This is a genomic window from Pantoea sp. DY-17 (assembly GCF_019795975.1).
In the GTDB taxonomy this organism is placed as follows: Bacteria; Pseudomonadota; Gammaproteobacteria; order Enterobacterales; family Enterobacteriaceae; genus Pantoea; species Pantoea leporis.
In genome coordinates, this window is the sequence record NZ_JAIMIG010000008.1 from 1 (window position 1) to 25,502 (window position 25,502).

The following is a 25,502-nucleotide window of genomic DNA, read 5'->3' on the forward strand; positions in this document are numbered from 1 at the left end:
GGGGTGAAATGCACTCCGTCAAAAACTTTTTGCGGAAGGGCCACAAAAACTTTTTGCCTCCGCCCCTTTATGCCCTCTCTTCGTCGTTGCTACTCGGCCCTCGCCGCGAAAGGCCAGACCGGAAAGATAAAACCCGCGTCAGAGAAGGTCTTTTTCGGGTCCGCAGCGCGAGCTGCACCTACTCAGCCGGATTTAAGGAGCCATGCCATGCAAAACACCCTCGTGAACGTCACCTCTGATGCGACCACAGAACGCGCACCGATCGCCGCCGCCGGTGAAGTGATTTCAGATACCTTTTTTGCGCCCGTTGAAACTGACGTCATTGACGGGCTGCTGGGCCGCTATGAACACATGTACGCAAAATTAAAGAATATTTCGGCCACAATTCGTGAAGGCGGTAACGGCGAGGCGGTGGAGTATTTTCTGTGCGGTAACGTGCGCGATTCACGCCTGAATATGCCGCCGGTTCGCGTGGTATTTGACATGCCCGGCGCGGTAGCGGCCCTGAATGCCGATTTCTGGCAGAAAGCGCTGAACCTGACGGACGTTTACGAGTACATGCCTAACGACCGCCGCAACGAGTGGAACGATCAGATCCGCGAAAAGAAAGCGCCGGATTTTGAGGAAAACGCGGTGCGCGCGACGCTTTCCGAACTGCTTTTCTCACGACAGAAATTTTTCTCCGAGCGCGTTGACGGTATTTTCCGCAGCCTGTCACGCAGCCACGTGACCAACCGCCCGGAAGGCTTCAGCAAGCGCATGATTATCGAATGCATGTTCGATCAGTGGGGCATGTGCAACTACGAGCGCACCGGCTACGTGGACGACCTGCGCAAGGTGATCGCGAAGTTTATGGGGCGTGATGCGACCGGCCTTAATACGACCAATAAAATTCTGAAAATCGCGCGCGACCGTTCGGGGGAGTGGGTAACGATCGACGGCGGCGCGCTGCGCGTGAAAGCCTTTCTGAAAGGCACCATTCATCTTGAAATTCATCCGGACATGGCCTGGCGCCTGAATGACATTCTGGCCTACCTGCATCCGGCGGCCATCCCGGCGGAGCACCGCCAGAAGCCGCGCACGAAGCCGAAAACCTATGAGCTGCACACAAATTTGCTGCCGTTTTCCGTGCTGGGCGTGCTCAGCAACCTGCAGACAGAGCGCACCGAGCCACAGCAGCGCAACCGCCGGGAAGATCCGCTCCCACCCGTGACGACAAATCCCTTTAACCGCAGCTTTAAGGGCTATTCGGACGAGGATCAGGCCGCGCGTGCGGAAGCTGAAAAAGTGCTGATGAGCCTGGGCGGCGTAAAAAAGAACCTCAACGCCTTAACCTGGTTTGAATTCGATTACGACCCGACCACGGCGCTTGAAGATATTCAGCTTTCCGGCGCGCTTCCGGAAAAGAAAACACACCAGTTTTACCCGACCACGGGCGAACTCGCCGCGCAGCTGCTGGACGAGGCAGACATCCGCGAGGGTGAAACCTGCCTGGAGCCGAGCGCGGGCATGGGCGGCCTTGCGGACCTGATGCCGAAGGCGCAGACGACCTGCGTGGAGATTTCGCCGCTGCACTGCCGCGTGCTGGAGGCCAAAGGCCACCAGGTGATCGAAGCCGATTTTCTGGATTGGGCAAATGTGACCGATCAGCGGTTTGACGTGGTGGTGATGAATCCACCGTACAGCGAAGGGCGCGCCGTGTCGCACCTCAGCGCGGCGGCGGCACTGGTGAAGAACGGCGGACGCCTCGCGGCCATTCTGCCCGCAGGCAGCGACCGCAAAGACCTGCTTCCGGGCTGGGACTGCAGCTGGTCCGCGCCGATGGAGGGCATGTTTGCGGGAACCGGGGTTCGTGTGGTGCGCCTCATGGCGTACAAGCCGGAATAAAACCGGCCCGGCTGGCAGGGGCGACCCTGCCGGATACCGCACCGGCCCGCAAAGCGGGCCGGACAACAGCACATCGAGCAGAGCACAACATCATGACCCGAGAAGAAAAATTTACTCTTAACACCCTGCAGAGCTTTACCGGCTGCGATTTTGAAGACTACCTCCACCGGGGCGAGGCGTTTCGCCAGCGCATGAGCGGTGCCGTGATGAACGCGCTGCAGGTGCCAGAAAGCTGGCAGACCGACTGCGAAATGCGCGGCGAGTGGGGCGGAGCACATCCGGTTCACCTGCGGCTGACCCGTGCCGATCTGTCCGGGCTTGCCGTCGAGCTGGTCAGCCCGTCGGAAGATTCGCCGCTGTGGTGCGCGCTGCTGACAGATGTCCGCACCCGGTCGCGTGTTCCTCTCAGCGTCAGCTATCGCTTTGACCCTGCGGCGCTGTGCGTAACGCTTGAAAAAATCGCAGAGTACACGCGGGCAGGCTTCACCGGCGCCGGTGAGCTGATCGCCGCGCTGCGGATGGGAGGGCACGCCGCATGATCCCGAAATCACACTCACTGGTTACCCTGCTGCCGGAACGTCAGGCCGCGCTGCAGGCAATCGCGGCGGTTGAGCACGCGCAGCAGCGGGGGACACGGCTGGCCCGCCATCCCTGGGCCGCCGCGTTTATGAAGCAGCTGAGCGGCAGTAGCCGCGTCAGCGTCCAGACACTGAACCGCATACGGGGCATTTATCTGCGCCCGCGCGAAAAACGCGCGCCGCTGCCGGAGTGGGAAGGTGCGCTGGATATCTTCCTCTGCACGGCGGGCGAGGTTTGCCCGCTGCCGCTGCCTGGCGAGCTGGCAACGGTCCTGTTTCCGGAGGCCGTTTTTCGCCGCGCGGAGCGCGCAAAACACGCCGCCATGAAGATCGTAGGCCATGCCGGGCGGCGCGAGAGGCAGGCAGAGGACTACCGGGAGCGCCAGCTTGAAAACCGAATCCGGCAGGCTGAAACAGAACTGGCATTCCGCACGCCGGAAACGCTGCGCGGTTGGTTTTCCGTCTGGTGTGACGACGTACCGGAAAACGACCTGAAGAACATGATCGCCACGTGGGCGCGGCGCTTTCCGTCACTGAACGGGCTGGAAACCCTGCAGCCGTACGCCGGAGACGTCGCCTGTGAGGTGGCGGGCGAAATACACCTGCGCGCCCTGCATATGAATCCTGACCAGCAGGAGATGAACCGCTGGCTCATTCCTAACAAGCTGGCGGCAGTAGCTGAACCAGGTTTCATCAGGGATAATTGTTGAGGTGTCCCCAATTTGGGGACATACTATCCCTTAGTTGGGGACAGGGAAAAACCATGCACGCGACATTTATTGAGCTTTCCAGCTTTCAGAAATACCGGGCTGACTACCTGAACGACGATCAGTTCAGGCTGTTTCAGAACATGTTGCTGTCCGACCCCGAAAAGGGCGACGTGATCCCGGATACGGGTGGCCTGCGTAAAGTCCGGTTCAGGGACGAGCGCCGGAACAAAGGCACAAGAGGCGGGATCAGGGTTATCTATTACTGGACGAACGAAAAAGGCCAGTTCATCCTGTTTACCATCTACGATAAGGATCAACGCGACGATCTGACCAAACAGCAGCGCGACGCTCTGGCGGAGGCGCTAAACGTGATTAAAAAGGGGCTGAGACATGACTGAACGTGACATTTTCAGTGAGCTGATGACGGGCATGCAGGAGCTGCAGGATCACCAGGACGGTAAAATCACGCTCAAGACCTATAAGGTCGGCAAGCGCGGGCCTGTCACTATTGCGCCGCAGGAACTGCGCGACGTGCGCGAAAAACTGAACCTGTCCCAGGCTGTTTTTGCGCACTACCTGCACACGGGTGAAACTACCTATCAAAACTGGGAGCAGGGCAGAGCAAAGCCTAACGCTCAGGCCGTTTTGCTGATCCGCATGGTGCAGCAAAACCCGGAAACCCTGCAGACGCTCGCTCAACTTTAACGCGGCTGCATCCGCATAAACCGCGCTCACCGGCGCGGTTTTTTTATGTCCTCAGCGCGCCCACCAGGAACAGAACCCCAGCCCTCCGGGCCGGGCAGAGCCGGTGCTGGCGCACCGGCCATCCCCGTCAGGCTGCGTGTGTTCTGCATAGGTTTCTCTGAATAGGCTCCAAAAGCTTACAGATCCGCTGTCTCTTCCCGCCGTCGATAAAATCGTATTACCAGCAACAGCAACAGCAACAGCGTGGGCCCCCTTCGGCTCCCCGGCAAGCCGGGTCGTCGAGCCCTACGTCGCTAAGCGGCAAGCCGCTAAGCGCCACCGAACCCCTTCGGGTTTCGGCCGCGAGCGGTTTCGGGCTGATGTCCAGGATCAACGACCGCTGCCGGCTGCGCCGTCGCTTTCACCGTCCCGGCAAACCCCGCCGGGCCTTTAAGGCCAGCCCGCAGGGCGGTCTGAAACGTCCCTTCTGACGCTTCCCTGCATTCCGTTCTGGTCTTTCGCAGAGGGCTTTTCGTAGCACCGCCGGTTCGTTCAAAAAGGGGTGAAATGCACTCCGTCAAAAACTTTTTGCGGAAGGGCCACAAAAACTTTTTGCCTCCGCCCCTTTATGCCCTCTCTTCGTCGTTGCTACTCGGCCCTCGCCGCGAAAGGCCAGACCGGAAAGAAGAAAACCGCGTCAGAGAAGGGCTTTTCGGGTACCGCACGGCCGTCAGCCGGATCATTAATTTCCAGTAAGGAGCACATCATGACCTCAACCCAGACGGGCACCCCCACTGAACTGCGCTGCGTAGCGGCGCTGGGCAACGGCGAATTTACACGCGAGCAAGCTGTAAACGCCGCTGCCGCCTTCAGCAACGTTTTCATTGAAGATGATCAGGGCACTCATTTTCGTCTGGTTGTGCGGGAACCGTCGGGCGGTCTGATCTGGCGAGCTTTTAACTTTGAATCTGAAGCGGGTTACTGGCTTCGTCGCTACATCACGCAGAGCGGTGTGTGTAAGTCGCTGGATGAAAGGCTGGTTTCACTGACAGCGCTGTACAGGCAGGCACTGAGCTTCAGCGAACGGCGCGAATTTGTCAGTTTTGAGTTGCATGATATGGCTAAAGCAGTCGCAGCCACTGCACTGGCTGGTCAGGTCGCATCACTTCCAGCAGCTTCGATCGCGGCCTGGACAAAGGCCGGGCACATCGCTCTGTCACTATTCGGGCCTCACGGCGAGTCTTTCTGGATGAACGCCAGCCAGTGGCTTGCGCGCGAACTAGGGCAGGATAACGCTTCTGATATTCACAGCGACCAGGCGTAAAAAAAGCAGGGTTGCCCCTGCTTTTTCCACGGCGGCCAGTCCCACCTGGCTGCCTTATCAAAACCAAACCCTCAGGAGAGTTTTATGATTTTTGACCCGAAAATCGTCGCACAGGTGCTGACTTTTGTAAACGCACTGCGCTATGGCCAGCTGGCGCGCGTAATCGCCAGGCCGGTTTCACATCTGCGCCAGTTCGTGGCCACCATTAGCAACCTGGCGGGGAACAAAGCATGAGCAGCGAAATTACCCTCAGCGCCCCGGCTTTCCTGGCGACAGTCACCCAGGCTGACATCACCTGCGTGCTGGGCGAATACTGCTTTATCCGCCTGGATAACGGCGATGAGGCATTTTTTCATAATGGCAACTGGATAACCGGCGCGGACGCCGCAAGCCACGAGGCCTCTATCATGGGGCTGGCCCAGCGTATGGCGCGCGCGGGTAGTAAGTCGCTGCGCTGTTTTGATCTGCCGGTGCCCGATGACAGTGACTGGAGCTGGGACGATATCGTTACGCAGCTGGCCCGCAGCGCGGTCACCCGGGACGTGCGCGGAGAGCTCACCGTGACATGTAGCGAAACCACGGGATACGGTCGCGGGGTTCACGTCTGCAGCGATCCGCTGCTGAGCGGCATCAACAGCAATCTATGGTTCCCGCTGAATCCAGCGGAGGACTGGCTCGCGGGTATCGAGCGCGTGCTGACCATAAACGGTGTTACGCAAAACGTGGTGCGCCTGGTGCCGCTGCGCGACTGCGCTGAATGCAGCGATTTTAAAGTCATCTATAACCGCAAAATCTGCGCCTGATGCGAAAAGGGGCAGGGGATTGCCCCCGCCCCTTTTCGTTACCCGCTCCGGATGACTCCGCAGAGCCGAACACATGACCAGGAAAAATTTTATGATTTCTACATCGCGAGCTGTCGCACCTTGTGACGCTGAGACTGATCTCGACGGTTTGCGCATTTTAGCGGCTGACACCGATGTGCTGCCGTATGAAGCGGATAACACCAGCCGCACCGGCGTGGCAGCGTCCACGCTGCTCTTTTTTGCTGCCGCGACCGGTATTGACGGCGATGGCGAACCGGCAGAAACAGCCATCACTGACCTGCTGGCAAACCTGATGCACCTGTGCGCGCACTGCTATCCGGACGGCTGCGCCACCTCGTTTGAATCGCTGCTGGAAACGGCCCGGATGCATTTCAGTTCTGAATCCGTGGGAGAGTAAACAGATGACCCTGACCGACATTACCGACGCGATGTTCAGCTCGCAGGAAGGCTATGCGCTGCTGGTAACAGATTCTGTTGAATTCAGTATCAACCGCAGCCTGAAGGACGATGAGCTCCTGAGGATCAGCAGCATTATTGAAAACGCCGTTGCCGACGCTATCAGGCAGCTTAAAGAGTCGGAGCCTGGCGCCTGAGCATTGACCCCGAACCAGGGGACAGGGAAAAGCCGGTGCTGACGCACCGGCCATCCTCGTCCTGCTGAACACGCCTTTGCGTTGTGGTGTGATGATGCTGTGTGTTTACCTTTTCTGTTCATCCGTTCTGCCCGCCGATCACCGTTAAATTCAATTCAACAGCAACAGCAACAGCGTGGGCCCCCTTCGGCTCCCCGGCAAGCCGGGTCGTCGAGCCCTACGTCGCTAAGCGGCAAGCCGCTAAGCGCCACCGAACCCCTTCGGGTTTCGGCCGCAAGCGGTTTCGGGCTGATGTCCAGGGTCAACGGCCGCTGACGGCTGCGCCGTCTGCTTTCACCGTTCCGGCATAAAGCCGCCGGAACTCTGTTGTCATCCCGCGTTGCGGGCTGCAATTCCCCCTTCTGACGTCTTTCCCGTTTTTCCGGTCGTGCCTTACGCGGAGGGCTTTTCGTAGCACCGCCGGTTCGTTCAAAAAGGGGTGAAATGCACTCCGTCAAAAACTTTTTGCGGAAGGGCCACAAAAACTTTTTGCCTCCGCCCCTTTATGCCCTCTCTTCGTCGTTGCTACTCGGCCCTCGCCGCGAAAGGCCAGACCGGAAAAGAAAAATCCGCGTCAGATGAGGTCTTTTCTGGCTTCAGCCGCCGTCCTGCGATAACGCGATGCGCTGCAGAACCGAATCACAAAACATGAGGGCTGACTGATGAAAAACGTTTTGGAAGGTACTGAAGTTACAGGACCGGAGCTGACAAAAAATCAGTTTATGGACGTCTGCAAATACGTCTGGTCATGCGGTGAATTTCTGGGGCCGTCGGGTCTGACCGGTGATGCGTTTGAAGGGCTGGACGTGATCGATGAGCCAACTGAAGAGCCTGAAGCCCTGAAGATTTACCTGCGCAACCGATGGCCGGTTGCCGTTTACGAGTTCGATATTGGTTATACAGTTATCCGCAGCGAGTCCTGACAGGCGGCAAAGAAAAAGGGCGGAAATTCCGCCCCTTCACCCCGGACGACACGACCAAATGACCGTCCGGATCGTCAACAGAAAAAATGGAGTTAATCATGAAAACTGCCGACCTCAGCATCATCACATCGGTTGCAGGTTATGTAAAGCCCGGCGTTAAGAAGGTGCATGTGCGTCATCGCCACAGCGATCCAGAAACGAAGGCGATTTCACCGGAAATCCGTGCGCGCAGCCGCCACGTGTTGCACTGCGTGCGCAAGCGTAAAAGCGTTCGCGTACCTGCCATGCGCAGCAGCGAGTGGGGCGAATTTCTTCGCTCTCTTGAAATACGCCGTGCCGTAGCCTGACCAACAATCCGCCGCCATTCACGGGGCGGCTTCTGAAAATTTTGATGTGAGGATTTAATTATGATGGGACGTATGTTTGCCGGTTTTCGCAGTGCGGGTGCTATTCGTCGTGATCGTCCGCTGACGGACGATGAACTGAAGCAGGTTGTACCGAGCGTCTTTTCTGAAGACAAGCACGGATCACGCAGCGAGCGATACACCTATATTCCAACAATCGCTCTGCTTACGCGTTTACGCCAGGAAGGTTTCGAACCGTTTTACGCCTGCCAGCAGCGCGTGCGCGATACTGACCGCATCGACCACGCAAAGCACCTTCTGCGCCTTCGTCGTCACGATCAGATTAAGGGTTCAGAAGTTTCAGAAATTTTGCTTCTGAACAGCCACGATGGCAGCAGCAGCTATCAGATGATCCCCGGCCAGTTCCGTCATATCTGTGCGAACGGTATGGTTTGCGGCGAGGTGTTCGGGCAAATCCGTGTGCCGCACAAGGGCGACATCGTTGGTAAGGTTATTGAGGGTGCCTATGAAATTCTCAACCGGTTCGGCGAAATCGAACATTCACGCGATGAAATGAAGCGTATCCATCTCGACCGCGCCGAGCAGGCTGCTTTTGCAGAAACTGCGCTGGAGTTTCGTTATGACGGGCAGCACGTTCCAATCAGTGCCGATTCTCTGTTACAGGTTCGCCGTCGTGAAGACAACGCTGATGACCTGTGGACTGTTTATCAGCGTACTCAGGAGAACGTTATCCGTGGCGGTCTGCGCGGTAGAACGGCCAAAGGTGGACTTACAAAAACCCGCTCTATTAACGGCATTGATGGTGATATTAAAACCAATCGTTTTCTCTGGTCACTTGCTGAAAAAATGAAAGAATTAAAGTCCTGACCAACGATAAGGGAGCCAAAACGTCTCCCTTTTTTTTGTTATCAGTTTAGCTGCTGAACGGACTCACCTGCATTTTTTACTGAAGCACTTTTCCTTCGAAGCTTTCCGCCCTGACGCTTTTTACCGCTCTCATCTTCTTTGAGAATTTCAGAAATTGACCGCTCACTGAAAACAAATTTCATAGAATCCAGCGCCGACTTAATATCTTTAACGGTGTAACCCTTTTCTTTTGCCAGCATCAGAATGGTGGAGCGAAGATTTTCCAGCGCATCGTTTCTGGTAATTCGTGTTGGCGACAGATCCGGAAGGTTTTCCAGTCGGGTTTTTGCCTCTTCAATCTGCTGCTGTGTGAAAAATTGCTGCGTAGCCATAACCACTCCAATGGAAATCATGTGAAAACAGTGATTCTGCCCCGGATTCACGGGAATTTCCAGTACCTCACCCTACATGACGCCGGTTTACTTCTGACCAGCTAAGTGGCAAAATACGAACAGTTGATTAAAAGACGGGACAGGAAATGTTTTGTGACCACCGCCAGCACGCTGGCAGTGATTCCCAAAACGACCTGCTCAGGGCTCCGCCCCGAGACCCGGGTAATGTGCCAAGGTTGAGTTATGTCGAAAAGCGAAAAGCGTCAGAGAGAAAAACTGGTTAAGTGCCGCTGTACCGATGCAGAGTTTGAGGCCATCAATAAGAAGGCCCTGGCCGCTGGCCTGACGACATCTGAGTACCTGCGCCGTACGGCACTAAACCGACGCATTACCGTGCGAACCGACATTCGCATGATGAACGAGCTGCTCCGTCTGGGCGGCCTGCAGAAACACCTGTATACCCAGATGCAGACGAACATGACAACCGAGCTAAGCCACCAGTTCTCGGAAGTTCTGACGAGCATTAAGCACGCCATCAACGCACTGGATATGACGCCGGTTCCGGTTGAGGACATGAAAGACTAATGAACGTGATCATCCCGCCAAAGCGCCGCGATAAGAAGACCAGCTTTAAGAAGCTGGTTAACTACGTGAGCACGCGCGAGGAAAAGAAAAGTACTGAGGTTGTATCACCTGATTCAGCAGAGCAGGCTCCGGGAGCAGACTACATTTCTACGCCCGGATTTGGTCAGCTGGTTGACTACGTCGGACGTAAGCGTGCAGCACCCGCAAGCGAAATTGTCAGCATTTCACCCGAGGGCATTCAGCGCGTGCTCTCGGGTGAAGTGCTGTGTGAAACCAACTGCTGGTCACTGGAATCCGCCGCAACTGAAATGAACCTGGTCGCTTCACAAAACCGCCACTGTAAGGATGCGGTCTATCATTTCATTCTTTCCTGGCAGGGCGAAGAAGACCCGTCACCGGACGCGATTTTCCGTTCCGTTCGCTACAGCCTGAAACAGCTCGGTATGGAAGAACATCAGTACGTGGCTGCCATTCACCGCGACACTGACAACGTACACTGCCACGTGTCGGCTAACCGCGTTCATCCGCGGACCTATGCTGCACAAAACATGTGGAACGATGCGGACACGCTGCAGAAGTGCTGCCGCGTGCTGGAGCGTGAGTTTGGTTTTAACGTGGATAACGGCAGCTGGCATATGGATCAGTACGGTGATCTTCACCGTACCCGCCGCGACATGCCTTCTGCTCCTCGTGGTGCTGCTAAGCGCGAGATTTTTTCCGATAAAGAAAGTCTTCATGGCTATGCGGTACGCGAAACGCGGCAGGTGTTATCTGACGTGATTGCGCAGGATAAACTCAGCTGGGATCGCCTCCACAATGTTCTCTACACCCGCGGGCTGGGAGTGCGTGAGCAGAACGGCGGGCTTGCCGTTTACGATTTGCTGAATCCGGAAGGCGTCAGCGTTAAAGCTTCAGACGTACATCCGGACATCAGCCTTACCACTATGGTCACACATTGTGGCGAATATCAGCCCGCACCGCCGGTATACAATCCCGACAGGCCCGAAGACGGCATGCTTCATATGCAAACCTGTTACATGCCGCAGCTACACGTGCGCGATCAGGAAGCACGCCGAGAACGTCGTGAAGCTCGCGCCGTTGCACGCGATATTCTGCGTGCCCGCTATGATGCATATCGTACCAGCTGGGAGAAACCTGATCTGCGTGCGGGTGAGCGCTTCCGCCAGATTGCTTCACACTGCGTGGTTGCTAAAGCACACGTCCGCGATAGTGTCAGGGATCCACTGATGCGCAAGCTTATGTACCGCGTTGCCGAATTCGAAAAGATGAAGGCGATGGCCGAACTGCGCCTGCAACTGCGTGAGGAGCGTCAGACTCTCAAAGAAACAGGAGAAGGCCGTCCACTGAGCTGGAAGTCATGGGTTGAGCGAGAAGCGGTGAAAGGGGATGCTGCAGCACTCGGCCAGATGCGTGGCTGGGCTTATCGTGAGAAGCGCGCCGCCCGCAAGCAGAACAGTGGGTGGCCTGAACCTAACGCCGTCATTCATTATGGCCCGGGTGACAACGTTCCAACATTTAAATCAAGCGAGCACGAAACGCGTCTGCTGCGTGACGGAACGGTCAGCTACCTGCGCGACGGTAAGCCCGCAGTTACCGATTTTGGTGACAGGGTTGAGGTTTACGCTGCGGCTGACACCAAGTCTGACCGTTTTAACAATGACCTTGCTGCAGAGATTACTGCGTGGCACAGCGGTGATAATACGACGCTGACAGGAGAGGATAAAGCAGTGAACCGCGTGCTGTATTCTGGCGTAGTCCGGAACATTACTAAGCGTGACGGGCACGAGTTTAAAGTCAGCGATCCGAAACTGATGGCCAACGTACGCGCTACTGAAGAAAGCTTGCGGGGACAGAATGTACAGTCAGAACTGAAGCAGGCAGAGCCTCAAAACAGGGACGAGCAAGATTTTCGTCCTGTTAACAGAGATTTACCACGACCATGAGGAGTTTAAAAAGAGAGACATAAGCCAAACGGAAGTATTTAGTCGCTGATTGCACAGGGTTAGGAGCCTGTACAACCAGCTAACCTTAACAACCTGTCTAGGAGGCTGCTATGGCTGCCGAGGATCTTAGTCATTTTTCTCATCTAAACAAGTTCTTTCCTGAATTGACCGAAATACAGTCAGCACATGTATGTATGCTCGTGTTTTCATCCTGGTCAGCTGAGGAAATAGCAGAGTATCGTCATGTCACAGTTGATACAGTTAAAGACTCATTGGTTGCTGCTCAAAAACGTCTCAGAGCAAGTAACATGAAATTACTTCGGGGTGTCGTGGTATTACGGGTGATGATGAGTATTTCAAGCTTTATGTATGGCAATAATTTGCCTTAACTTTATAAGCATTAAACTATTAAAAGATTTTTTAGTGTCAAAGCAGCTTTTTTAAGCTGCTTTTTATTTATTATCAATAAGATAACTGACAACCCCCTTTTTAGGGGGTGTTTTCTTTTTAGGACCAATCTTATTTAATGCGCACATTGCTAACACGATCCCTACACTCGGTTACGGAAGAATACAGATGCCTGCTCACATCAATAAAGAAAAAGGAATGCAAGTCCTGCTGCGCCTCTCACCCGAGATGACCGCTATGTTGAGCCAGGCCGCAGACCGTTCTGGTCGCAGTAATACTAAAGAGGCGCTTGTGCGCCTTGAGGACCATCTTAAATCGTTTACTGACCTCGCCACACCAGGGCGCCGGTTTACCGCTGAAGACAGCGAAAAAGCTATTAAATAATTTCTTCAGCCAGCACGAGTAATTGCTGGCCTTCTTTTTTATTAAATTATGCGCGCCTGCGCAGGGCATCGTTTTGCCTGAAAACTCTTCTGCTCTTTAACAACGTGCCCGTTTTTATATTCCCGACCTCATGGTCCTCTCTTGCCGGCATCCTTTACCGATGCGCGGAAGATGTCCGGAGGCTACGTCATGGCCTGCACTACGTCGGGAGAACAGTAAAGCCGCAGAGAAACGACTGTGCGGCTATATAGGCGGGCACCGCGCAAAGTCGGAATTGTGGAGCGTAACCGTTATACCCCTACGTACAAATTCGATGTATCCAGTTCGACCGGTGCATTTACTGCATCAGGCCCCGGCGCGATCCGCCGGACACAGCCTGTATCTGGAGAAGATTAGCCCTGCACTTTCGTGCGGTCGTGAACGGGCATCCCTGACGGTTTCAATTCGCAAAACGCACAGTGACACAGAGCATTCTGTGCCGGCCCACTCTCGCGAGTGGGTCTGCCCGGATAGTCTTTTAATCGTTTCATTTAAACGGATGCCCGGGGACGCGGGCGCATTTCATGGGGTGAAATCATGCATCTTTCCAAATCAAAACGCGAAGCGCTACGGCGGCAGTTTAACGGCTGCTGCGCTTACTGTGGTGAGGTGTTGCCCGCACAGGGCTGGCACGCTGAAGCTATCAGCAAAGAGTTCGTTGAGGGGGGGATTGTTCCCGTCTGCACTACCTGCCGGACGATTAAAGGAAATTCCACTCCTGAGGAGTTCAGGGCGCTGCTCGCAGAGCAGGTCGACAGAGCGCTGCGCCACAGCGTGAATTTCCGTACGGCGGTGCGCTTCGGACTGGTGAGCCCGCGGGCTGAACGGGTTGAATTCTGGTATCAGCGCTGTGACGGCATTCGCCCACAGAAGTCTGATATAGCTCAGGATGAAACAGGTAGCAGCTCTCTGAGAGACCGGCATCTCAAGCTAAATGAAGGCGCCGGAAATAATTTATGAAACGCTCTGTGTTCCTGCGCGCATCCTTACGGCGAGCGCTTCGTACCTGCCGGCCAGCACCGCCCGTTTCGCAGCCGGGCCCTTCTCACAAAAGGGCGGCCTTTGAAGGAATAAAATCATGAATAAGACACTTCTCCGTTGCGTCGGTCTGGCGCTGGCGCTCGTTTCTCCGCTTGTCATGACATCCTGCCTTCCCCACGAAAAAAACGTGGCGCCGCAGGCTTATCCCGCTGGCGAATGTCAGAACTGCAGTGCATTCAGCGTCAGCGTCTGGCACGTCAGCGCGGGTGATCGCGGGCTAAAGGACATTCTGCAGCCTGTCCGCTACAGTACTACCGAGTCGCTGAGTTCTGATAACACTGAAGTCATCACCTCTTCAGCAGCAGATGCCATCCGGCAGCGTCTGGAGCATGACAAGCTTGCCGTCTTTGTCGCGAATCTCAGGGGAGTTACTGCGTCCGGAGACAGCCTGCCATTGAGCGTTGACAACGCCTCAGGTGCTTACTCAGCCGTGCTGACGGCGGGTCCTCAGACACGAAAACTCCCGTCACGCGTGGTGAACTTCTGCCTGTCAGACAGCGCGTCCTCTCCCGGAAGTCGCACTCCCGGGGACAAATCGCGGGTTAACGGGCGGGTTCTGCTCAGAGACGGCGATACCGTTGTGTCGGTGCACGCCGTACCTGACGGCTGGCTTGTGTGGCTTATTGGCGCAACGTTCTCCGCCTGACGTCTGCCCGGCGTGTCCGGGCCATTTCTTTCCCTGCAACGCAAAGCGCACTCACCCTGACCGGTCAGTGCGTTTTTCGTTGTGGCGGACCTGCGGCCAGCGCACGCGGTCAGACTGACATCGTCTTATAACTCATTAATGCGATGCTACAAGTCTAAGTCATGCCGCTCTGGCGTCTGTCAGTCTGGCCAGAGCACCGGGAGGCACCCGGCGCCGCAACACCCCTTCTGACCGGCAGGTTTCGCCTGCCTTCCCGCACGGTTTTTGCCGGTCCGGCTCCGGCCGCCGCAGAGACGGTGCAGCCCTGAGTTATCCGGAGTTCTCTCTATGTCATTTACCGAACGGGCAGGGCTGATACCGGTCCTGTTTCTCACTGGCTGCGCGCAGCAGGCGGTCATCACCGGGCCGCCCTCGGGCAGCGTGGTTGACGGCATCCTCTCGCGCAGCGCGGCCGACATCAGCGCCATGCAGTACCGGCTTCACCAGAGCACGCCTTCCGCGCAGCGCCCGGCTTCACCGTCAGGCACGAAAGCTCCCGCGCCGCTGCTGTCGAAACCTGCTGTCGCGGCGGGCGGGTCCCCTGCCTTCAGAGGCACCACAGCGCCACCGTCCACGGCGGGCGCCGGGCCTTCCGACGGCTTCGTGCGTCAGGGGGGCGCGGCGCCAACGCTTCGTGCAGCCCTGCGCAAAATTATCCCGCCCGGACACGCAGTGGTGTTCGACAAAGCCGTTTCCGCCGACGCGCCCGAGCTGTGGCAGTGGACGGGCAACGATCGCTGGCCGTTCGTCGTGGACAAGCTGCTGGCCGGGCGCGGGATGAAGGCGACCGTTAATGCGAAAACCGGCACCGTCACCGTAGAGCCCGCGCAGCGCGCGCAGACGGCACGCAGCGCAGACAAACCAATATCGCCCCCGATTGCTGCCGCCGTGCCCGTCAGACCGGCTCCGGCCGGGGCGGTGAAAGCTGTTCCGCTGCCGACCACCGGACGTAACCCGTTCCACGGCGATGCCACATCAAAAGCTGCCGGGGCGGCAAGCGTGCCGGTTTCACCGGCAACAACCCGCGCGCCCGTTCTGCCGGTGATACCGCCGCCAGTGGTTCAGGTTCGCCACTGGCGCATTGAGACGGGCAGCACCGTGAAGGACTGGCTTTACAGCCAGGCCGCCGCGGAGACGTGTACCGTGCCGGGCATTAAGAACTGGACCGTGGCCTGGCTGACGCCAACCAACTACCGGGTAGACGCACCGCTCCACTTTGACGGTAGCTTCCGCGAGATGCTGAACCGGCTCTTCACCCTCTACGGGACCGCGAAGGTGCCGCTCTACGCGGGCGTGCGTGCCGCACAGTGCGTGGTGTCGGTGGACGATAAGGAGGTGCAGTAATGATCATGTACTGGCTGCTGGTTCTCTTTGCGGGACTGCTGCTGGGCGGGCTCTCCCCCGACCAGCGGGCCGTGCAGGAGGCGGGGCAGCTGCAGGACCAGACGCAGAGCCTGCAGGCCACGCAGATGGTGCGCTACATGAACCGCATCAACGACTGGCGCTACCTGAACCCCACAGCGAATAACCTCAGCGTCAGCGACGCGCAGCTTACCGGCTGGAAAAGTGTCGCCGGCCTCAGCAACGTCATCGCCAGCGGCAGGACCTACGTGTGGCGCGCGGCTCAGCCCGGGCTGATGGCGGCGCTGCTGACGCAGACCCGTTACTCTGCGCTGGCCGGACGGGTGGTATCGCGCCGCCTGGTCGACTATTCCGGCGCCGACATGCAGCTCACCGTCCCCGCCGTCATCCCCGACGGCAGCGTGGTGTGGGTTAACTGACTTTCCCTTTCTTACAGGACACAGCAATGAAAATACCTCACCGGCTGACCGCGGCGGCGGCGCTCTGCCTGCTGGCCAGCGGCTGCAGCACGCTTGACCGCGTGGACGCCACCGAAAAGCGGGCCGCTGCCACGGAGGCGCAGGCCGATGCACACAAGCGCGCGCTTGAAAGCGGACAGGTCGTGCGCGACCTGACGTCTCAGTGGATTAACCCGATCCCCCTGAACGGGCTCGCCGGGCAGCGTCCCGAGCTGCCGCCCTGCGCGGTCAAAATTAATCGTCCCGGCAGCGTTACGCTCGCCTACGTCAGCGCTTTTATTACCGATCAGTGCCGCATCCCGGTGGTCGTGACTCCGGACGCGCAGGCGGCCATGGCCGGCAGCGGTGGTGGTGGCCGGACAGAAAAAATGCCCGGCCCATTGCCGGCTCCCGATGCCAGCGGCATGGTGCCGCTGGCCGCTATGGGCCAGACCAGCAGTCAGCCGGTCACGGTGCAGCAGGGCGACGGCGGACTGCGCGGCGTCAGCTGGAACGGATCGCTCAGCGGGCTGCTGGACAACGTGACCACGCGGCTTGGCCTGTCGTGGCGCTACGAGTACGGGCACATCGCCATCTTCTGGCTCGATACGCGCAACTTCGCCATTAACTTTATGGACAGTGACGCGAGCTTTGAATCAAAGACCGTCAGCGGTACCACGTCTTCTGCCGGCACAAGCGGTAACAGCAGCGGTGGTAATAAGGGCGACAACAGCACCAGCCAGACCACGACGGCGACCATTAAGTCCAACATCTTTAAGGACGTGGAAACCACGGTGAAATCAATGCTGACGCCGGGCTCAGGGCGCCTTAACCTCTCCGCCGGCGTGCTGACGGTTACCGATACGCCTCGCGTGCTCGACGCCATCGGCCGCTACATTGACGACCGTAACCGCGAGCTTAACCGCCAGGTGATGATTTCGGTAAAGGTGTTCAGCGTGGAGAACCGCCATCAGAACCAGCTGGGCATCGACTGGAACGCGGTTCTCAACACCGGCAGCGTCGGCCTGTCGCTGACGAGCCCGTTCACAGGTGCCGCTTCTGACGCGTTAAGCGGCGGAGTGGCCATTCTGGACGGCAAAGGTGAGGGGACGCAGACGTTTCTGAAGGCGCTGGACGAGCAGGCGAAACTCAGCGTGCTGACCACAGCCTCGGCGCTGACAACGAACCTTTCTGCCGTCCCTATTCAGAACGCGCTGCAGCAGGACTATGTGCCGAGCATCAGCACCAGCCAGACGCCAAACGTCGGGACCAGCACCTCAATCACCACGGCGACCATCACCACCGGCTTTAACATGACCGCGCTGCCCTTCCTGATGCCGAACTCGCCGAAGATGCAGCTGGAGTTTTCTATCAGCATGTCTGACGACCCGACGTTCAAGGACTTCACCTCCGGCGGGCAGAACGCGCAGCTGGCCAAAACCAATCTGAAAACCACGACACAGCGCGTGATCATGCAGTCCGGCCAGACGCTGGTGCTGAGCGGCTATGAGCAGCTCAGCGATTCGGCTAACCGGCAGGGCACAGGGAGCTACAGCTTCTTTGGTCTGGGCGGCGGGGCGCGCGGTGACGACAGCCGCCGCATGTTCATCATCCTCGTAACGCCCGTCGTGCTGGGATAAGGAGGTTTTATGACGTCTGAACTGACGCAGCCCGGAGTCAGCGTGGTCCCCTCCGGGAAACATGCGCTGATTGCCGGCCTGCACTGGCAGTGGGTGTCGGTACGCGGGCGCCGGCGCATGCGCATTGAGGCCCGTGACCAGCTCGCGAGCCACTGGCTGGCGCTGCCCGCCGGTACGGCCGATGAGCCCGCCACCTGGCTGGGCACGCTTGCCGACGACACGGTCGTTCTTCCCAAAGGTAAGCGGCCAGCCTCGCTGGCGGCGGCGCTGCTCGGAAGCGTGCCCGCCGACTGCTGGGGCATCTTTCTCCTTCCCGGCGGAAGGTACTGGTTTATGGCGGTCACCGGCGGTCATCCTTCGCCTTACGGGGACGTAACGGGAGATGCGGCCACCGCACTCCGCGCTGCCGAACTGTTCCGGAGCACGGCGCCGGCGCCCTCAGCGGGCTGGACCGTGTTCGATCCGGATACCCTGCTGGACCTGCCTGACGCGCGCCGGGACGCGCTGAGTGCCCTGCTCCCGGCCACCGTGCCGGCGCGGGCGCTGCTGCACAAAACCGACAGCCGCACGCCATCCCGCCTGATGCTTCTGGCTGCGGTGATCGCGGCCGGTGCCTGGTACGGCAACCACTGGCTGGAGGAAAAGGAAAAGGCCGAGCACGCCGCCTGGGTGCAGGCCGAGCTGACCCGCGCACGCGAGGCGGCAGCGCTGAAGCCTGCCAGCCTCAATAAACCGTGGGGTGGGCAGCCAGACTTCTCGGGCATGCTCAGCGCGTGCGTGAAACAGTGGCGTCAGGCGCCGCTGTCGATTGCCGGCTGGGTGTTCAGCCGGGCAACGTGCGAGGCCACCGGGCAGCTTACGCTGCACTATGCCCTGCCGGACGGCGGCACGGTGGGGGACTTTGCCGCCCGGCTGCCGCAGCTTTACGGGGCAGGGGCGCAGGCCGTGTTCAACATGCCCGGGCCGTCCGACGACGCGTCATTTAAGGAGACGGTCCGCTTTGCCGCTGCGCCGGCCGAAATGCTGCTGCCGGGGGACGAGCAGCTTCGCCGCATGACCAGCTACGCGCAGCGCCTGCGGGCAAACCTGCGCTTCAGCGAGCCCGTCGTGCTGACCCAGACCGTCGGGCAGGACCATGTCCCGCTGCCGTGGAAGCGTTACAGCTTCACCTTTATTACCGATATCCCGCCGGACCGGCTGTTCGACGCTTCGCGCTTCCCGGGTAACGGGCTGCGGCTGAGTTCAGTAAAGGCCGAGCTGCACAGCAGCCGGCTGACCTACACCCTGGAAGGAATGCTCTATGCAGAGAATTAAGTGGTGTTACCTGCTGCTGCCCGCGCTGATTGTCAGTCAGCTGGCCGTCGCCGCGCCCGCAGCGACTGAAGGACCGGATTCGCCCGGCCCGGCAGCCTCTCCTGATGCCGGCCCGCGCGATACCAGCCTTGGCCGGCTGGAAGATATTCAGGCCAAAACCCTGCTGTACGAGGCGCAGCTGGCGCAGGCCAAAGCGTTCAACGAGCTGCAGAAAAACGGCTACGACGCCGGTACGGGCGGGCCATTTAATCCGCAGCCTGCCGCGCCGGTGAAGGACAGCGCTGCACCTAAACCCGCACAGGAGAGCCGCGCGCTGCCGCTGATTGTGGAAATCTCCGGCGGCCAGCAGCTCTCCGCCACGCTTCAGCTCGAGGGCGGCAATCAGGTGCGCGTTCAGGCTGGCAGCCGCATTCCGGGCACCGCCTGGACGGTGGCAAAAATCACGTTCAGCGAGGTGACCGTCAGCAGTCCTGACAAAGGCCTCGTTTCACTGGCCTTCGCGGGGTAGACGAATGGAATTCAGCGAACAGACACTGAACTGGCTTCATCTTGACGACAGCAACCCGGAGCAGGGGCGGCTTTACGTGTCCACCGAGCATCGCGCGAGCCCGGCGGTGCAGTCGGAAATCGCGCGCGCCCGTCGCAGCCTGCCGGGGCTCGATATCCTGCCCGTGCACCTGAGCGAGCTGCGCCGGCTGCAGACCGGACGCGGCGGCAGCGCCGCTGCGGGCACGTGGTCGCCGGAGCAGAAAAAGGTGGTGGACTTTATGCGCCGCGCAGGCGAGTCGCACGCCTCAGACATTCACATCCTTATCGGCGCCGAGAATATTACGGCGGTGGTGTTCCGCATCCACGGCGACCTCGAACTGCAGGCCGAGCTGGACGTGGAGGAGGGTATGAGCCTTGCTTCCACTATCGTGATGTCAATGTGCGACGTGGCGCCGCAGGCTTTCAGCGAAACAGATGAACAGGACGGGCGCCTGCGCAACGAATTTGTGAAGGCGCTCGGACTGTACGCCGCGCGTTACTCGGCCGTGCCCACCGAGTCGGGTCTCTACGTGGTGCTGCGCGTGATACTGGACGAAAGTGAGGACATCCCCGCGCTCGACGTGCTGGGCTACCTTCCCGAGCAGCAGAAGCTGATACGCCGCATGCTGCAGCGCCCCGAGGGCATCATCATCACCGCCGGCCCCACCGGTTCGGGCAAGAGCAAAACCATGCGAACCTTCTGCCACATGTACGTGGAGCTGACGCGGGGTAAACGCCGTCTCGTTACGGTGGAAGACCCGGTGGAGGGCAAGGTGAAGGGAGCGGTGCAGACCACTATCATCGCCGACCGCAACGATTCTGAATCGGTCACGCGTGCCTGGCAGCGTCGTCTTTCGGCATTTAAGCGGCTTGACCCCGACGCGGAGGTCGTGGGTGAAATCCGCGACGGCTGGTCCGCCCGCGCCTGCATCAGCGAAGGAAAAAGCGGCAGCCTGGTGATGTCCACGCTTCACGCGAACGACGCACCGGGCATCATTGACCGCCTTACCGATACCCTCGACATACCGGCCGGCATGGTCATGGATCCGCAGGTGGTGATTGGCCTCATCGCGCAGCGCCTGGTGCAGACGCTCTGCCCGGCCTGTAAACAAGGCTGGGCAGACGTCAGGGAAACGCTCAGCGAAGACGACCGCGAGCTGGTTGAAACATACTGCAATACCGCGACCGTCGCATTTCGCAACCATGCGGGCTGCAGCGCTAAGGGCTGCTGGCACGGCATCACCGGACGTAAGGTGATTGCCGAGGTCATCCGCCCTGACGCCCGCTTTATGCAGCTTTATCGCGAGCTCGGCAAGCTCGCGGCCCGCAGCTACTGGGTGCATCACATGGGCGGCATCACCCGCGGCATGCACCTGATGCGCTATATAGCGGCAGGCGAGGTTGACCCCATTGATGCGGATAAGCTCAGTCCGCTCGATGAGGACACCCTGAACCTGCTTCCGCCGGAGGCGCTGGTCCTCTCAGGCAGCGGAGGAGGCCATGGCTGACTTTATTCGCCTGCTGCGTGGCCGCCTCAAGGGCTCGCTTGCCAGAGGCAGCGCGCGCTCGGAAGGGCTGGGGCGCTGGCTTGGACAGAAAACCTTCAGCACGGCAGACCGCATGATGCTGTACGAAGATCTGGCGTTTCTGCTGGAGAACAACCAGAAAACAGAGGACGCGATTGCCGGCATGCAGCGCACGCGGCGCCGTAAAAACGATGCCGTATCGCTTTGCCTGGGGGACGTTCGCCACGCGCTGACGCGCGGCCGGGGACTGGACGCCGGGCTGGCCGGCTGGATACCGCCGCAGGAGGCGACAATCCTGCGGGCGGGGCGCGTGGCTAAAGACCTTCGCGGGGCGCTGCTGCGCGCCATCGAGGTGGTGAAGGGCATCGGCGAAATGAAGGCCACGGCGGTGGTGAACCTGACCTATCCGCTGATGCTGCTGGGCGGCACGTTCTACATGATGCAGATGGTTTACGACCGCTTCCTGCCGCGTCTTGAACAGCTCGCGCCGCCCGACCGCTGGACGGGTCCCCTGTGGTGGCTGGGTGCCATTACGCACTTCTTTATCGGTAACCGTTACGTGCTGGCCGCCGTCCTGGCTGCCTTTACCGGCTGGGTCGTCTGGTCACTGCCGCGCCTCACCGGTCCGGTGCGGCGTCAGGTGCTGGACTATCTGCTGCCGTGGAGCCTTTACCGGGAGATGCAGGGCGTTTCCTTTCTGCTGAACCTCAGCGCGCTGCTGCGCGCCAACGTCCGCACGGAGGAGGCGCTCGACATGCTGAGCCGCAACGCCACGCCCTGGCTGTATGAGCGTCTGACTGCCACCCGGCGTCAGGTGGCACGCGGTAAGCACCTCGGGCAGGCGCTGGCCGACAGCGGCTATGCGTTTCCCTCGCGGGAGGCTATCGACAGGCTTCTGCTGCTGACCTCCGGTCCGGGCGGCGAGGACAACATCGAAAACTTCGCGCGCATGTGGCTCACCAAATCCATCAACCGCATCAAACGTATTTCCCGGCTTCTGCAGCTGCTGGGGATGCTCGTGACCGCCGGCTATCTGCTGCTCACGTTTATCGCAACCCAGGACCTGGGCTCGCTGATTGGCAACCGCTAACTTTCTTTCCTAATGAGGTTTCAACCATGTCACAACCCTTAAAACGCTCTGCCGTTCACCGCGGCGCCCTTAACCTGCAGGAAGCCGTCATCGTGGGCATCGCTGCGCTCCTCGTGCTCGTCTGGGTGCTCTCCTCCGGAAACGGTCTGTTCAGCCGATCGGACTACACCGAAGAGATGTCCAACGCCGGGGAGCTCATGACCAATACCCGCGGCATGCTGAAAACCGGCGGCACCTACCAGTTCAGCTCAGCGGCGGCCATGACCGGCGCGCTGGTACAGTTTGGCGGCGCGCCGGGCAGCATGGCGGTGATCGGCACCAAGTCATCTGGCAGCGCCTCGCTGAATAACCGCTGGGGCGGCAGCGTTACGGTGCAGCCGGTGAGCACCAGCGGCGGTCAGAATACCGCTTTCTCCCTGACCTACACGCAGGTGCCGCAGGAGGCCTGCGCGCAGCTGGTGCAGAAAATGAGTGGCGCCAACAACGTCGCCTCAACCAGCATCAACGGCAGCTCGACCAGCGGGGCGGTCAGTGCGTCAGTGGCGGCGTCACAGTGCACGGCGGACAGCGGCTCAGCCGGCACCAACACGCTGGTCTTCACCAGCAACACCTGATGAAGGGCCGGGGAAACCCGGCGCCTTTTCTGACCGACTCACGGTGACTCATGATGAACAGGCTTACATACCTGCTGACGGTGGCCGGATTACTGCTGTGCGCCGCGTTGCCGGCGCAGGCTTACTGCTACAACGAGGCGGGCGCACGTTACCACGTCGATCCGCAGCTGCTGCGCTCCATCAGTAAGGTGGAAAGCGGCTTCAACGCCGGGGCTATCGGCTATAACCGCAACAAAAAAGGTCAGGTTACCAGCCGGGACTTCGGCCTGATGCAGATCAACTCCACGCACGTGCCGCAGCTGCGCACTATGGGCGTGCTGCAGAGCGAGCAGGACCTGCTGACAAAACCCTGCCTGAACGTGATGGTCGGCGCCTGGATACTCGCACGGCACCTGCAGGTCTGCGGCGTCACGTGGGAGTGCCTTGGCAGCTATAACGCCGGCTTCGCCGACGACAATACTGCCCGCCGGATGCTTTACGCCCGCAAGGTGTACGCCGACTACATGGCCCGACGCTGACCTTTCACACGGAAAATTTCATGACTTTATTTACCGATGGTCCGGCGGCCGGCGCATGGCTTGCCTGCTGCGCGGGGCTGTTTGCGCTGCAGGCGCATCAGGCCAGCCGATTTCTGCGCACGCATGACGGTCCGCCTCTGACCTGGCCGCTTCTGACGCCGGTTGCCCTGATTTACCTGCTCACCGCCGGCTGGCTGCTGGCGCTGCCACCTGCGGTGCCGGTGAGCGCCGTCCTGCGTAGCTTACTCCTGCTGGTGCTTGCGGTACCGCTGACGCTCACCGACCTTCGCTGTCAGTGGCTGCCGCTGCGCTACACGATGACGTTCTGGCTGGGCGGTCTGGCCTCTGCGGCGCTGCCGGATGCGGTGCTGCCGCTCAGCGAGGCGCTGCCCGCCAGTATCGCCGCGTTCGCGCTGTCCGGCGCCGTTCGCTGGCTGGCCAGCTTTCGCCAGCGCGAGGAGCGCATGGGGCTCGGTGACGTTTATCTGATGGCCGGCCTGTGCGCCTGGCTGCCGTGGCGCAGCGCGTGCTACGCCGCCGCCGGCGGGCTGCTGCTGTGCTGCCTGTGCGCGGCGCTGACGCGCCAGACTTCAAAACCTTTTGCGCCCGCGCTGTTTGGTTACCTGTGCGGCGTGTGCCTTTTCTTTCCCCAACAACTGTCGGGAGTGCTCTGATGAAATTTCTGAAACGGAAGCCGCGCGCGGTACACCGCGGCAACATGCTGCTTCAGCTCGGCATCGTGATGGCCATCGTGCTCATCATCACGCCCGGCGCCATGGACCGCTACGCCGGCATGCAGCAGGAAAAGGTCTGGACCGGAACGGCCTCGCATCTGAGCTTCGTGGCGCAGGCGGGCAAACGCTACGTGCGCGACAACCGCAACACGCTGCTGACGCAGGTTGCCGGCGGCCCTGTCGTGATCACCGGCGCCACGCTGCGCACGCAGGGCTACCTCCCGGCGGGCTTTTCACTGACCAACGACAGCGGACAGACTTACCAGCTCGCGGTGGCCAGAGACCCGGGTCAGGCGGGCCAGCTGGTCGCCTTCGTGCTGACCACCGGCGGCAGCGAGATCCCCTATAAGGGCCTGCGTCAGATAGCGACGGACACCGACGGCATGGGCGGCTACGTCTGGCCGGCAAATAACGCGGTGGGCGCCGACGGCGGCTGGCAGGCGAAGCTCGGTGACTACGGGCTGACCGGTCAGCAGGGGCGCCTTGCGGCTTTCCTGTCCGCCGACGCGCTCGGCACCGACGCGGACGAAAGCGACAGGCTTTACCGCTATCAGGTGACCGGCCGGCCGGACCTGAACCGCATGCACACCGCTATCGACATGAACGGCAACAACATCAACAGCGGCGGAACGGTTAACGCGGCGACGGGGGCCTTTACCGGCCAGGTATCTGCCGGCACGAACGTCACCGCCGGCGGCAGCGTGACGGCGAGCGGTAACGTGACCGGAAACGGCAACGTGGCGGCCGGTAACAACGTCACGGCTAACAACGGCATCACGGCCAACAACGACATCCGCAGCAACAATGGCTGGATTATCACCCGGGGTGGCAAGGGCTGGCTGAATGAAACTTACGGCGGCGGTTTTTATATGTCGGATAACGACTGGGTAAGGTCCGTTAACAACAAGAATATTTACACCGGCGGGCAGATGCGGGCCGGCAGCCTGCGATCGGACGGTGACGTCTCGGCGGGCGGGGTGCTGAGCCAGGATCAGGTCAATAATCCGGGCGCTTCCTGCGGTACGGTCGGGGCGATAAGCCATGATGCGACTGGTGCCATACTTTCCTGCCAATCCGGTGTGTGGGCAAAATCCACACAGGGCCGCACCGGATACTATTGTCGCAGGACGTCCTTTGATAAAGGGCGCTCAGATGACTATGTAGGTTACACGCCGAGAACCGATGATAACTGCCCGGTTATTCAGCCCGGACAGGCGCCCAACGGATACTGCAGCTGTATAAAAATAATCCTTGATTACTAACAGCCTCATTGAATGCGTACTGCATAGCATCGGACGTTGTCATTAGTGCAGTACTGTCCATCCTCGGTGCATGCATCCGAGCCCGTAACAACCCAGCCCTGTGTTGCCATTCCTGAACTGGTAAGATAGGCCTGACAGGCATCACCATAATTTTCCACAGCTTCCGGGATGCTCCAGGTTGTTCGCTCGAGACCTGTAGGTCCTTG

30 protein-coding genes and 1 pseudogene are annotated in these 25,502 nt (G+C 59.6%); 30 read left to right on the top strand and 1 reads right to left on the bottom strand.

Annotation, left to right across the window (positions count from 1 at the left end):
* Positions 1 to 207 precede the first annotated feature (207 nt).
* From K5Y33_RS22750 to K5Y33_RS22810, 13 genes and pseudogenes are all read left to right on the top strand, one after another.
* Positions 208 to 1,887, top strand: a complete 1,680-nt coding sequence (locus K5Y33_RS22750; protein ID WP_222235160.1) for a DUF4942 domain-containing protein — start codon at positions 208 to 210, stop codon at positions 1,885 to 1,887.
* Between the two features lie 92 nt (positions 1,888 to 1,979).
* The gene (locus tag K5Y33_RS22755) at positions 1,980 to 2,426 is read left to right on the top strand and encodes a conjugation system SOS inhibitor PsiB family protein (RefSeq protein ID WP_222235161.1); all 447 of its coding nucleotides are present in this window, start codon (positions 1,980 to 1,982) and stop codon (positions 2,424 to 2,426) included.
* Positions 2,423 to 3,175 (top strand): plasmid SOS inhibition protein A, encoded by a 753-nt coding sequence (locus tag K5Y33_RS22760; protein WP_222235162.1) that lies wholly within the window; start codon positions 2,423 to 2,425, stop codon positions 3,173 to 3,175. The genes K5Y33_RS22755 and K5Y33_RS22760 overlap by 4 nt, the downstream gene beginning before the upstream one ends.
* 53 nt (positions 3,176 to 3,228) lie before the next feature.
* A complete protein-coding gene (locus tag K5Y33_RS22765; protein WP_222235163.1) occupies positions 3,229 to 3,573 on the top strand; it encodes a toxin in 345 nt (114 codons plus the stop codon).
* Complete coding sequence (locus K5Y33_RS22770) at positions 3,566 to 3,880, top strand: DNA-binding transcriptional regulator (protein ID WP_222235164.1); 315 nt, start codon at positions 3,566 to 3,568, stop codon at positions 3,878 to 3,880. Before K5Y33_RS22765 ends, K5Y33_RS22770 begins: the two co-directional genes overlap by 8 nt.
* A 745-nt stretch (positions 3,881 to 4,625) precedes the next feature.
* Positions 4,626 to 4,880: pseudogene (locus K5Y33_RS23760) on the top strand (DUF905 family protein); the annotation flags it as partial.
* 387 nt (positions 4,881 to 5,267) lie between these two features.
* On the top strand, positions 5,268 to 5,417 hold the full coding sequence (locus K5Y33_RS22780) for a succinate dehydrogenase flavoprotein subunit (protein WP_222235166.1): 150 nt from the start codon (positions 5,268 to 5,270) through the stop codon (positions 5,415 to 5,417).
* Positions 5,414 to 5,986, top strand: a complete 573-nt coding sequence (locus K5Y33_RS22785; RefSeq protein WP_222235167.1) for a hypothetical protein — start codon at positions 5,414 to 5,416, stop codon at positions 5,984 to 5,986. Before K5Y33_RS22780 ends, K5Y33_RS22785 begins: the two co-directional genes overlap by 4 nt.
* A gap of 91 nt (positions 5,987 to 6,077) precedes the next feature.
* Positions 6,078 to 6,404: a hypothetical protein gene (locus K5Y33_RS22790; RefSeq protein WP_222235168.1), complete on the top strand. Its 327-nt coding sequence runs from the start codon at positions 6,078 to 6,080 to the stop codon at positions 6,402 to 6,404.
* 4 nt (positions 6,405 to 6,408) lie between these two features.
* Positions 6,409 to 6,600, top strand: coding sequence for a hypothetical protein (locus tag K5Y33_RS22795; protein ID WP_222235169.1), 192 nt, complete (start codon positions 6,409 to 6,411; stop codon positions 6,598 to 6,600).
* 701 nt (positions 6,601 to 7,301) lie between these two features.
* A complete protein-coding gene (locus tag K5Y33_RS22800; protein WP_222235170.1) occupies positions 7,302 to 7,562 on the top strand; it encodes a hypothetical protein in 261 nt (86 codons plus the stop codon).
* A 98-nt stretch (positions 7,563 to 7,660) separates the two neighbouring features.
* Positions 7,661 to 7,909: a hypothetical protein gene (locus tag K5Y33_RS22805; protein ID WP_222235171.1), complete on the top strand. Its 249-nt coding sequence runs from the start codon at positions 7,661 to 7,663 to the stop codon at positions 7,907 to 7,909.
* Positions 7,910 to 7,972: 63 nt separating this feature from the next.
* A complete protein-coding gene (locus K5Y33_RS22810) occupies positions 7,973 to 8,794 on the top strand; it encodes a DUF932 domain-containing protein (protein WP_222235268.1) in 822 nt (273 codons plus the stop codon).
* 41 nt (positions 8,795 to 8,835) lie between these two features.
* Here K5Y33_RS22810 and K5Y33_RS22815 read toward each other — a convergent pair whose 3' ends face one another.
* Positions 8,836 to 9,165, bottom strand: a complete 330-nt coding sequence (locus K5Y33_RS22815; protein ID WP_222235172.1) for a hypothetical protein — start codon at positions 9,163 to 9,165, stop codon at positions 8,836 to 8,838.
* Between the two features lie 243 nt (positions 9,166 to 9,408).
* Here K5Y33_RS22815 and mobA point away from each other — a divergent pair, with 243 nt between their 5' ends.
* The 17 genes from mobA (at position 9,409) to pilV (ending at position 25,296) form a co-directional block, all read left to right on the top strand.
* On the top strand, positions 9,409 to 9,750 hold the full coding sequence (gene mobA / locus K5Y33_RS22820; protein WP_222235173.1) for a plasmid mobilization protein MobA: 342 nt from the start codon (positions 9,409 to 9,411) through the stop codon (positions 9,748 to 9,750).
* A complete protein-coding gene (gene traI / locus K5Y33_RS22825; protein WP_222235174.1) occupies positions 9,750 to 11,714 on the top strand; it encodes a TraI/MobA(P) family conjugative relaxase in 1,965 nt (654 codons plus the stop codon). The genes mobA and traI overlap by 1 nt, the downstream gene beginning before the upstream one ends.
* Positions 11,715 to 11,824: 110 nt before the next feature.
* The gene (locus K5Y33_RS22830; protein WP_222235175.1) at positions 11,825 to 12,103 is read left to right on the top strand and encodes a TraJ protein; all 279 of its coding nucleotides are present in this window, start codon (positions 11,825 to 11,827) and stop codon (positions 12,101 to 12,103) included.
* 187 nt (positions 12,104 to 12,290) lie between these two features.
* Entirely contained in the window at positions 12,291 to 12,506 is a 216-nt protein-coding gene (locus K5Y33_RS22835) for a TraY domain-containing protein (protein ID WP_222235176.1), read from the top strand.
* Between the two features lie 576 nt (positions 12,507 to 13,082).
* Positions 13,083 to 13,505 carry an HNH endonuclease gene (locus K5Y33_RS22840; RefSeq protein ID WP_222235177.1) on the top strand — a complete coding sequence of 141 codons (423 nt, stop codon included), beginning with the start codon at positions 13,083 to 13,085 and terminating at the stop codon, positions 13,503 to 13,505.
* A 118-nt stretch (positions 13,506 to 13,623) separates the two neighbouring features.
* The gene (locus K5Y33_RS22845) at positions 13,624 to 14,232 is read left to right on the top strand and encodes a hypothetical protein (RefSeq protein ID WP_222235178.1); all 609 of its coding nucleotides are present in this window, start codon (positions 13,624 to 13,626) and stop codon (positions 14,230 to 14,232) included.
* A 327-nt stretch (positions 14,233 to 14,559) separates the two neighbouring features.
* Entirely contained in the window at positions 14,560 to 15,615 is a 1,056-nt protein-coding gene (locus tag K5Y33_RS22850) for a TcpQ domain-containing protein (RefSeq protein ID WP_222235179.1), read from the top strand.
* The gene (pilM, locus tag K5Y33_RS22855) at positions 15,615 to 16,052 is read left to right on the top strand and encodes a type IV pilus biogenesis protein PilM (RefSeq protein WP_222235180.1); all 438 of its coding nucleotides are present in this window, start codon (positions 15,615 to 15,617) and stop codon (positions 16,050 to 16,052) included. The genes K5Y33_RS22850 and pilM overlap by 1 nt, the downstream gene beginning before the upstream one ends.
* 26 nt (positions 16,053 to 16,078) lie before the next feature.
* Positions 16,079 to 17,710 (top strand): PilN family type IVB pilus formation outer membrane protein, encoded by a 1,632-nt coding sequence (locus tag K5Y33_RS22860; RefSeq protein WP_222235181.1) that lies wholly within the window; start codon positions 16,079 to 16,081, stop codon positions 17,708 to 17,710.
* A 9-nt stretch (positions 17,711 to 17,719) separates the two neighbouring features.
* The gene (gene pilO2 / locus K5Y33_RS22865; protein ID WP_222235182.1) at positions 17,720 to 19,024 is read left to right on the top strand and encodes a type 4b pilus protein PilO2; all 1,305 of its coding nucleotides are present in this window, start codon (positions 17,720 to 17,722) and stop codon (positions 19,022 to 19,024) included.
* Entirely contained in the window at positions 19,011 to 19,532 is a 522-nt protein-coding gene (pilP, locus tag K5Y33_RS22870; protein ID WP_222235183.1) for a type IV pilus biogenesis protein PilP, read from the top strand. The genes pilO2 and pilP overlap by 14 nt, the downstream gene beginning before the upstream one ends.
* Before the next feature lie 4 nt (positions 19,533 to 19,536).
* Complete coding sequence (locus tag K5Y33_RS22875; protein ID WP_222235184.1) at positions 19,537 to 21,060, top strand: GspE/PulE family protein; 1,524 nt, start codon at positions 19,537 to 19,539, stop codon at positions 21,058 to 21,060.
* Complete coding sequence (locus tag K5Y33_RS22880) at positions 21,053 to 22,168, top strand: type II secretion system F family protein (protein WP_222235185.1); 1,116 nt, start codon at positions 21,053 to 21,055, stop codon at positions 22,166 to 22,168. Before K5Y33_RS22875 ends, K5Y33_RS22880 begins: the two co-directional genes overlap by 8 nt.
* A gap of 26 nt (positions 22,169 to 22,194) precedes the next feature.
* Positions 22,195 to 22,782, top strand: coding sequence for a type 4 pilus major pilin (locus K5Y33_RS22885; RefSeq protein WP_222235186.1), 588 nt, complete (start codon positions 22,195 to 22,197; stop codon positions 22,780 to 22,782).
* Positions 22,783 to 22,835: 53 nt separating this feature from the next.
* Positions 22,836 to 23,300, top strand: a complete 465-nt coding sequence (locus K5Y33_RS22890; protein ID WP_222213790.1) for a lytic transglycosylase domain-containing protein — start codon at positions 22,836 to 22,838, stop codon at positions 23,298 to 23,300.
* A 20-nt stretch (positions 23,301 to 23,320) separates the two neighbouring features.
* The gene (locus K5Y33_RS22895) at positions 23,321 to 23,974 is read left to right on the top strand and encodes a prepilin peptidase (RefSeq protein WP_222235187.1); all 654 of its coding nucleotides are present in this window, start codon (positions 23,321 to 23,323) and stop codon (positions 23,972 to 23,974) included.
* Entirely contained in the window at positions 23,974 to 25,296 is a 1,323-nt protein-coding gene (pilV, locus tag K5Y33_RS22900) for a shufflon system plasmid conjugative transfer pilus tip adhesin PilV (protein ID WP_255610410.1), read from the top strand. The genes K5Y33_RS22895 and pilV overlap by 1 nt, the downstream gene beginning before the upstream one ends.
* Positions 25,297 to 25,502: the final 206 nt, after the last annotated feature.

What these genes read in the sequence shown, in the direction of transcription:
- pilO2 (WP_222235182.1), top strand. Translation starts at nt 17,720, where the DNA reads ATGACGTCTGAACTGACGCAGCCCGGAGTCAGCGTGGTCCCCTCCGGG.
- K5Y33_RS22860 (WP_222235181.1), top strand. Translation starts at nt 16,079, where the DNA reads ATGAAAATACCTCACCGGCTGACCGCGGCGGCGGCGCTCTGCCTGCTG.
- K5Y33_RS22800 (WP_222235170.1), top strand. Translation starts at nt 7,302, where the DNA reads ATGAAAAACGTTTTGGAAGGTACTGAAGTTACAGGACCGGAGCTGACA.
- K5Y33_RS22845 (WP_222235178.1), top strand. Translation starts at nt 13,624, where the DNA reads ATGAATAAGACACTTCTCCGTTGCGTCGGTCTGGCGCTGGCGCTCGTT.
- pilP (WP_222235183.1), top strand. Translation starts at nt 19,011, where the DNA reads ATGCAGAGAATTAAGTGGTGTTACCTGCTGCTGCCCGCGCTGATTGTC.
- K5Y33_RS22840 (WP_222235177.1), top strand. Translation starts at nt 13,083, where the DNA reads ATGCATCTTTCCAAATCAAAACGCGAAGCGCTACGGCGGCAGTTTAAC.
- K5Y33_RS22780 (WP_222235166.1), top strand. Translation starts at nt 5,268, where the DNA reads ATGATTTTTGACCCGAAAATCGTCGCACAGGTGCTGACTTTTGTAAAC.
- K5Y33_RS22795 (WP_222235169.1), top strand. Translation starts at nt 6,409, where the DNA reads ATGACCCTGACCGACATTACCGACGCGATGTTCAGCTCGCAGGAAGGC.
- K5Y33_RS22885 (WP_222235186.1), top strand. Translation starts at nt 22,195, where the DNA reads ATGTCACAACCCTTAAAACGCTCTGCCGTTCACCGCGGCGCCCTTAAC.
- K5Y33_RS22835 (WP_222235176.1), top strand. Translation starts at nt 12,291, where the DNA reads ATGCCTGCTCACATCAATAAAGAAAAAGGAATGCAAGTCCTGCTGCGC.
- K5Y33_RS22760 (WP_222235162.1), top strand. Translation starts at nt 2,423, where the DNA reads ATGATCCCGAAATCACACTCACTGGTTACCCTGCTGCCGGAACGTCAG.
- K5Y33_RS22810 (WP_222235268.1), top strand. Translation starts at nt 7,973, where the DNA reads ATGGGACGTATGTTTGCCGGTTTTCGCAGTGCGGGTGCTATTCGTCGT.
- K5Y33_RS22785 (WP_222235167.1), top strand. Translation starts at nt 5,414, where the DNA reads ATGAGCAGCGAAATTACCCTCAGCGCCCCGGCTTTCCTGGCGACAGTC.
- K5Y33_RS22815 (WP_222235172.1), bottom strand. Translation starts at nt 9,165, where the DNA reads ATGGCTACGCAGCAATTTTTCACACAGCAGCAGATTGAAGAGGCAAAA.
- K5Y33_RS22830 (WP_222235175.1), top strand. Translation starts at nt 11,825, where the DNA reads ATGGCTGCCGAGGATCTTAGTCATTTTTCTCATCTAAACAAGTTCTTT.
- K5Y33_RS22790 (WP_222235168.1), top strand. Translation starts at nt 6,078, where the DNA reads ATGATTTCTACATCGCGAGCTGTCGCACCTTGTGACGCTGAGACTGAT.
- mobA (WP_222235173.1), top strand. Translation starts at nt 9,409, where the DNA reads ATGTCGAAAAGCGAAAAGCGTCAGAGAGAAAAACTGGTTAAGTGCCGC.
- K5Y33_RS22890 (WP_222213790.1), top strand. Translation starts at nt 22,836, where the DNA reads ATGAACAGGCTTACATACCTGCTGACGGTGGCCGGATTACTGCTGTGC.
- K5Y33_RS22805 (WP_222235171.1), top strand. Translation starts at nt 7,661, where the DNA reads ATGAAAACTGCCGACCTCAGCATCATCACATCGGTTGCAGGTTATGTA.
- K5Y33_RS22770 (WP_222235164.1), top strand. Translation starts at nt 3,566, where the DNA reads ATGACTGAACGTGACATTTTCAGTGAGCTGATGACGGGCATGCAGGAG.
- K5Y33_RS22765 (WP_222235163.1), top strand. Translation starts at nt 3,229, where the DNA reads ATGCACGCGACATTTATTGAGCTTTCCAGCTTTCAGAAATACCGGGCT.
- K5Y33_RS22895 (WP_222235187.1), top strand. Translation starts at nt 23,321, where the DNA reads ATGACTTTATTTACCGATGGTCCGGCGGCCGGCGCATGGCTTGCCTGC.
- pilV (WP_255610410.1), top strand. Translation starts at nt 23,974, where the DNA reads ATGAAATTTCTGAAACGGAAGCCGCGCGCGGTACACCGCGGCAACATG.
- K5Y33_RS22880 (WP_222235185.1), top strand. Translation starts at nt 21,053, where the DNA reads ATGGCTGACTTTATTCGCCTGCTGCGTGGCCGCCTCAAGGGCTCGCTT.
- K5Y33_RS22850 (WP_222235179.1), top strand. Translation starts at nt 14,560, where the DNA reads ATGTCATTTACCGAACGGGCAGGGCTGATACCGGTCCTGTTTCTCACT.
- K5Y33_RS22750 (WP_222235160.1), top strand. Translation starts at nt 208, where the DNA reads ATGCAAAACACCCTCGTGAACGTCACCTCTGATGCGACCACAGAACGC.
- pilM (WP_222235180.1), top strand. Translation starts at nt 15,615, where the DNA reads ATGATCATGTACTGGCTGCTGGTTCTCTTTGCGGGACTGCTGCTGGGC.
- traI (WP_222235174.1), top strand. Translation starts at nt 9,750, where the DNA reads ATGAACGTGATCATCCCGCCAAAGCGCCGCGATAAGAAGACCAGCTTT.
- K5Y33_RS22755 (WP_222235161.1), top strand. Translation starts at nt 1,980, where the DNA reads ATGACCCGAGAAGAAAAATTTACTCTTAACACCCTGCAGAGCTTTACC.
- K5Y33_RS22875 (WP_222235184.1), top strand. Translation starts at nt 19,537, where the DNA reads ATGGAATTCAGCGAACAGACACTGAACTGGCTTCATCTTGACGACAGC.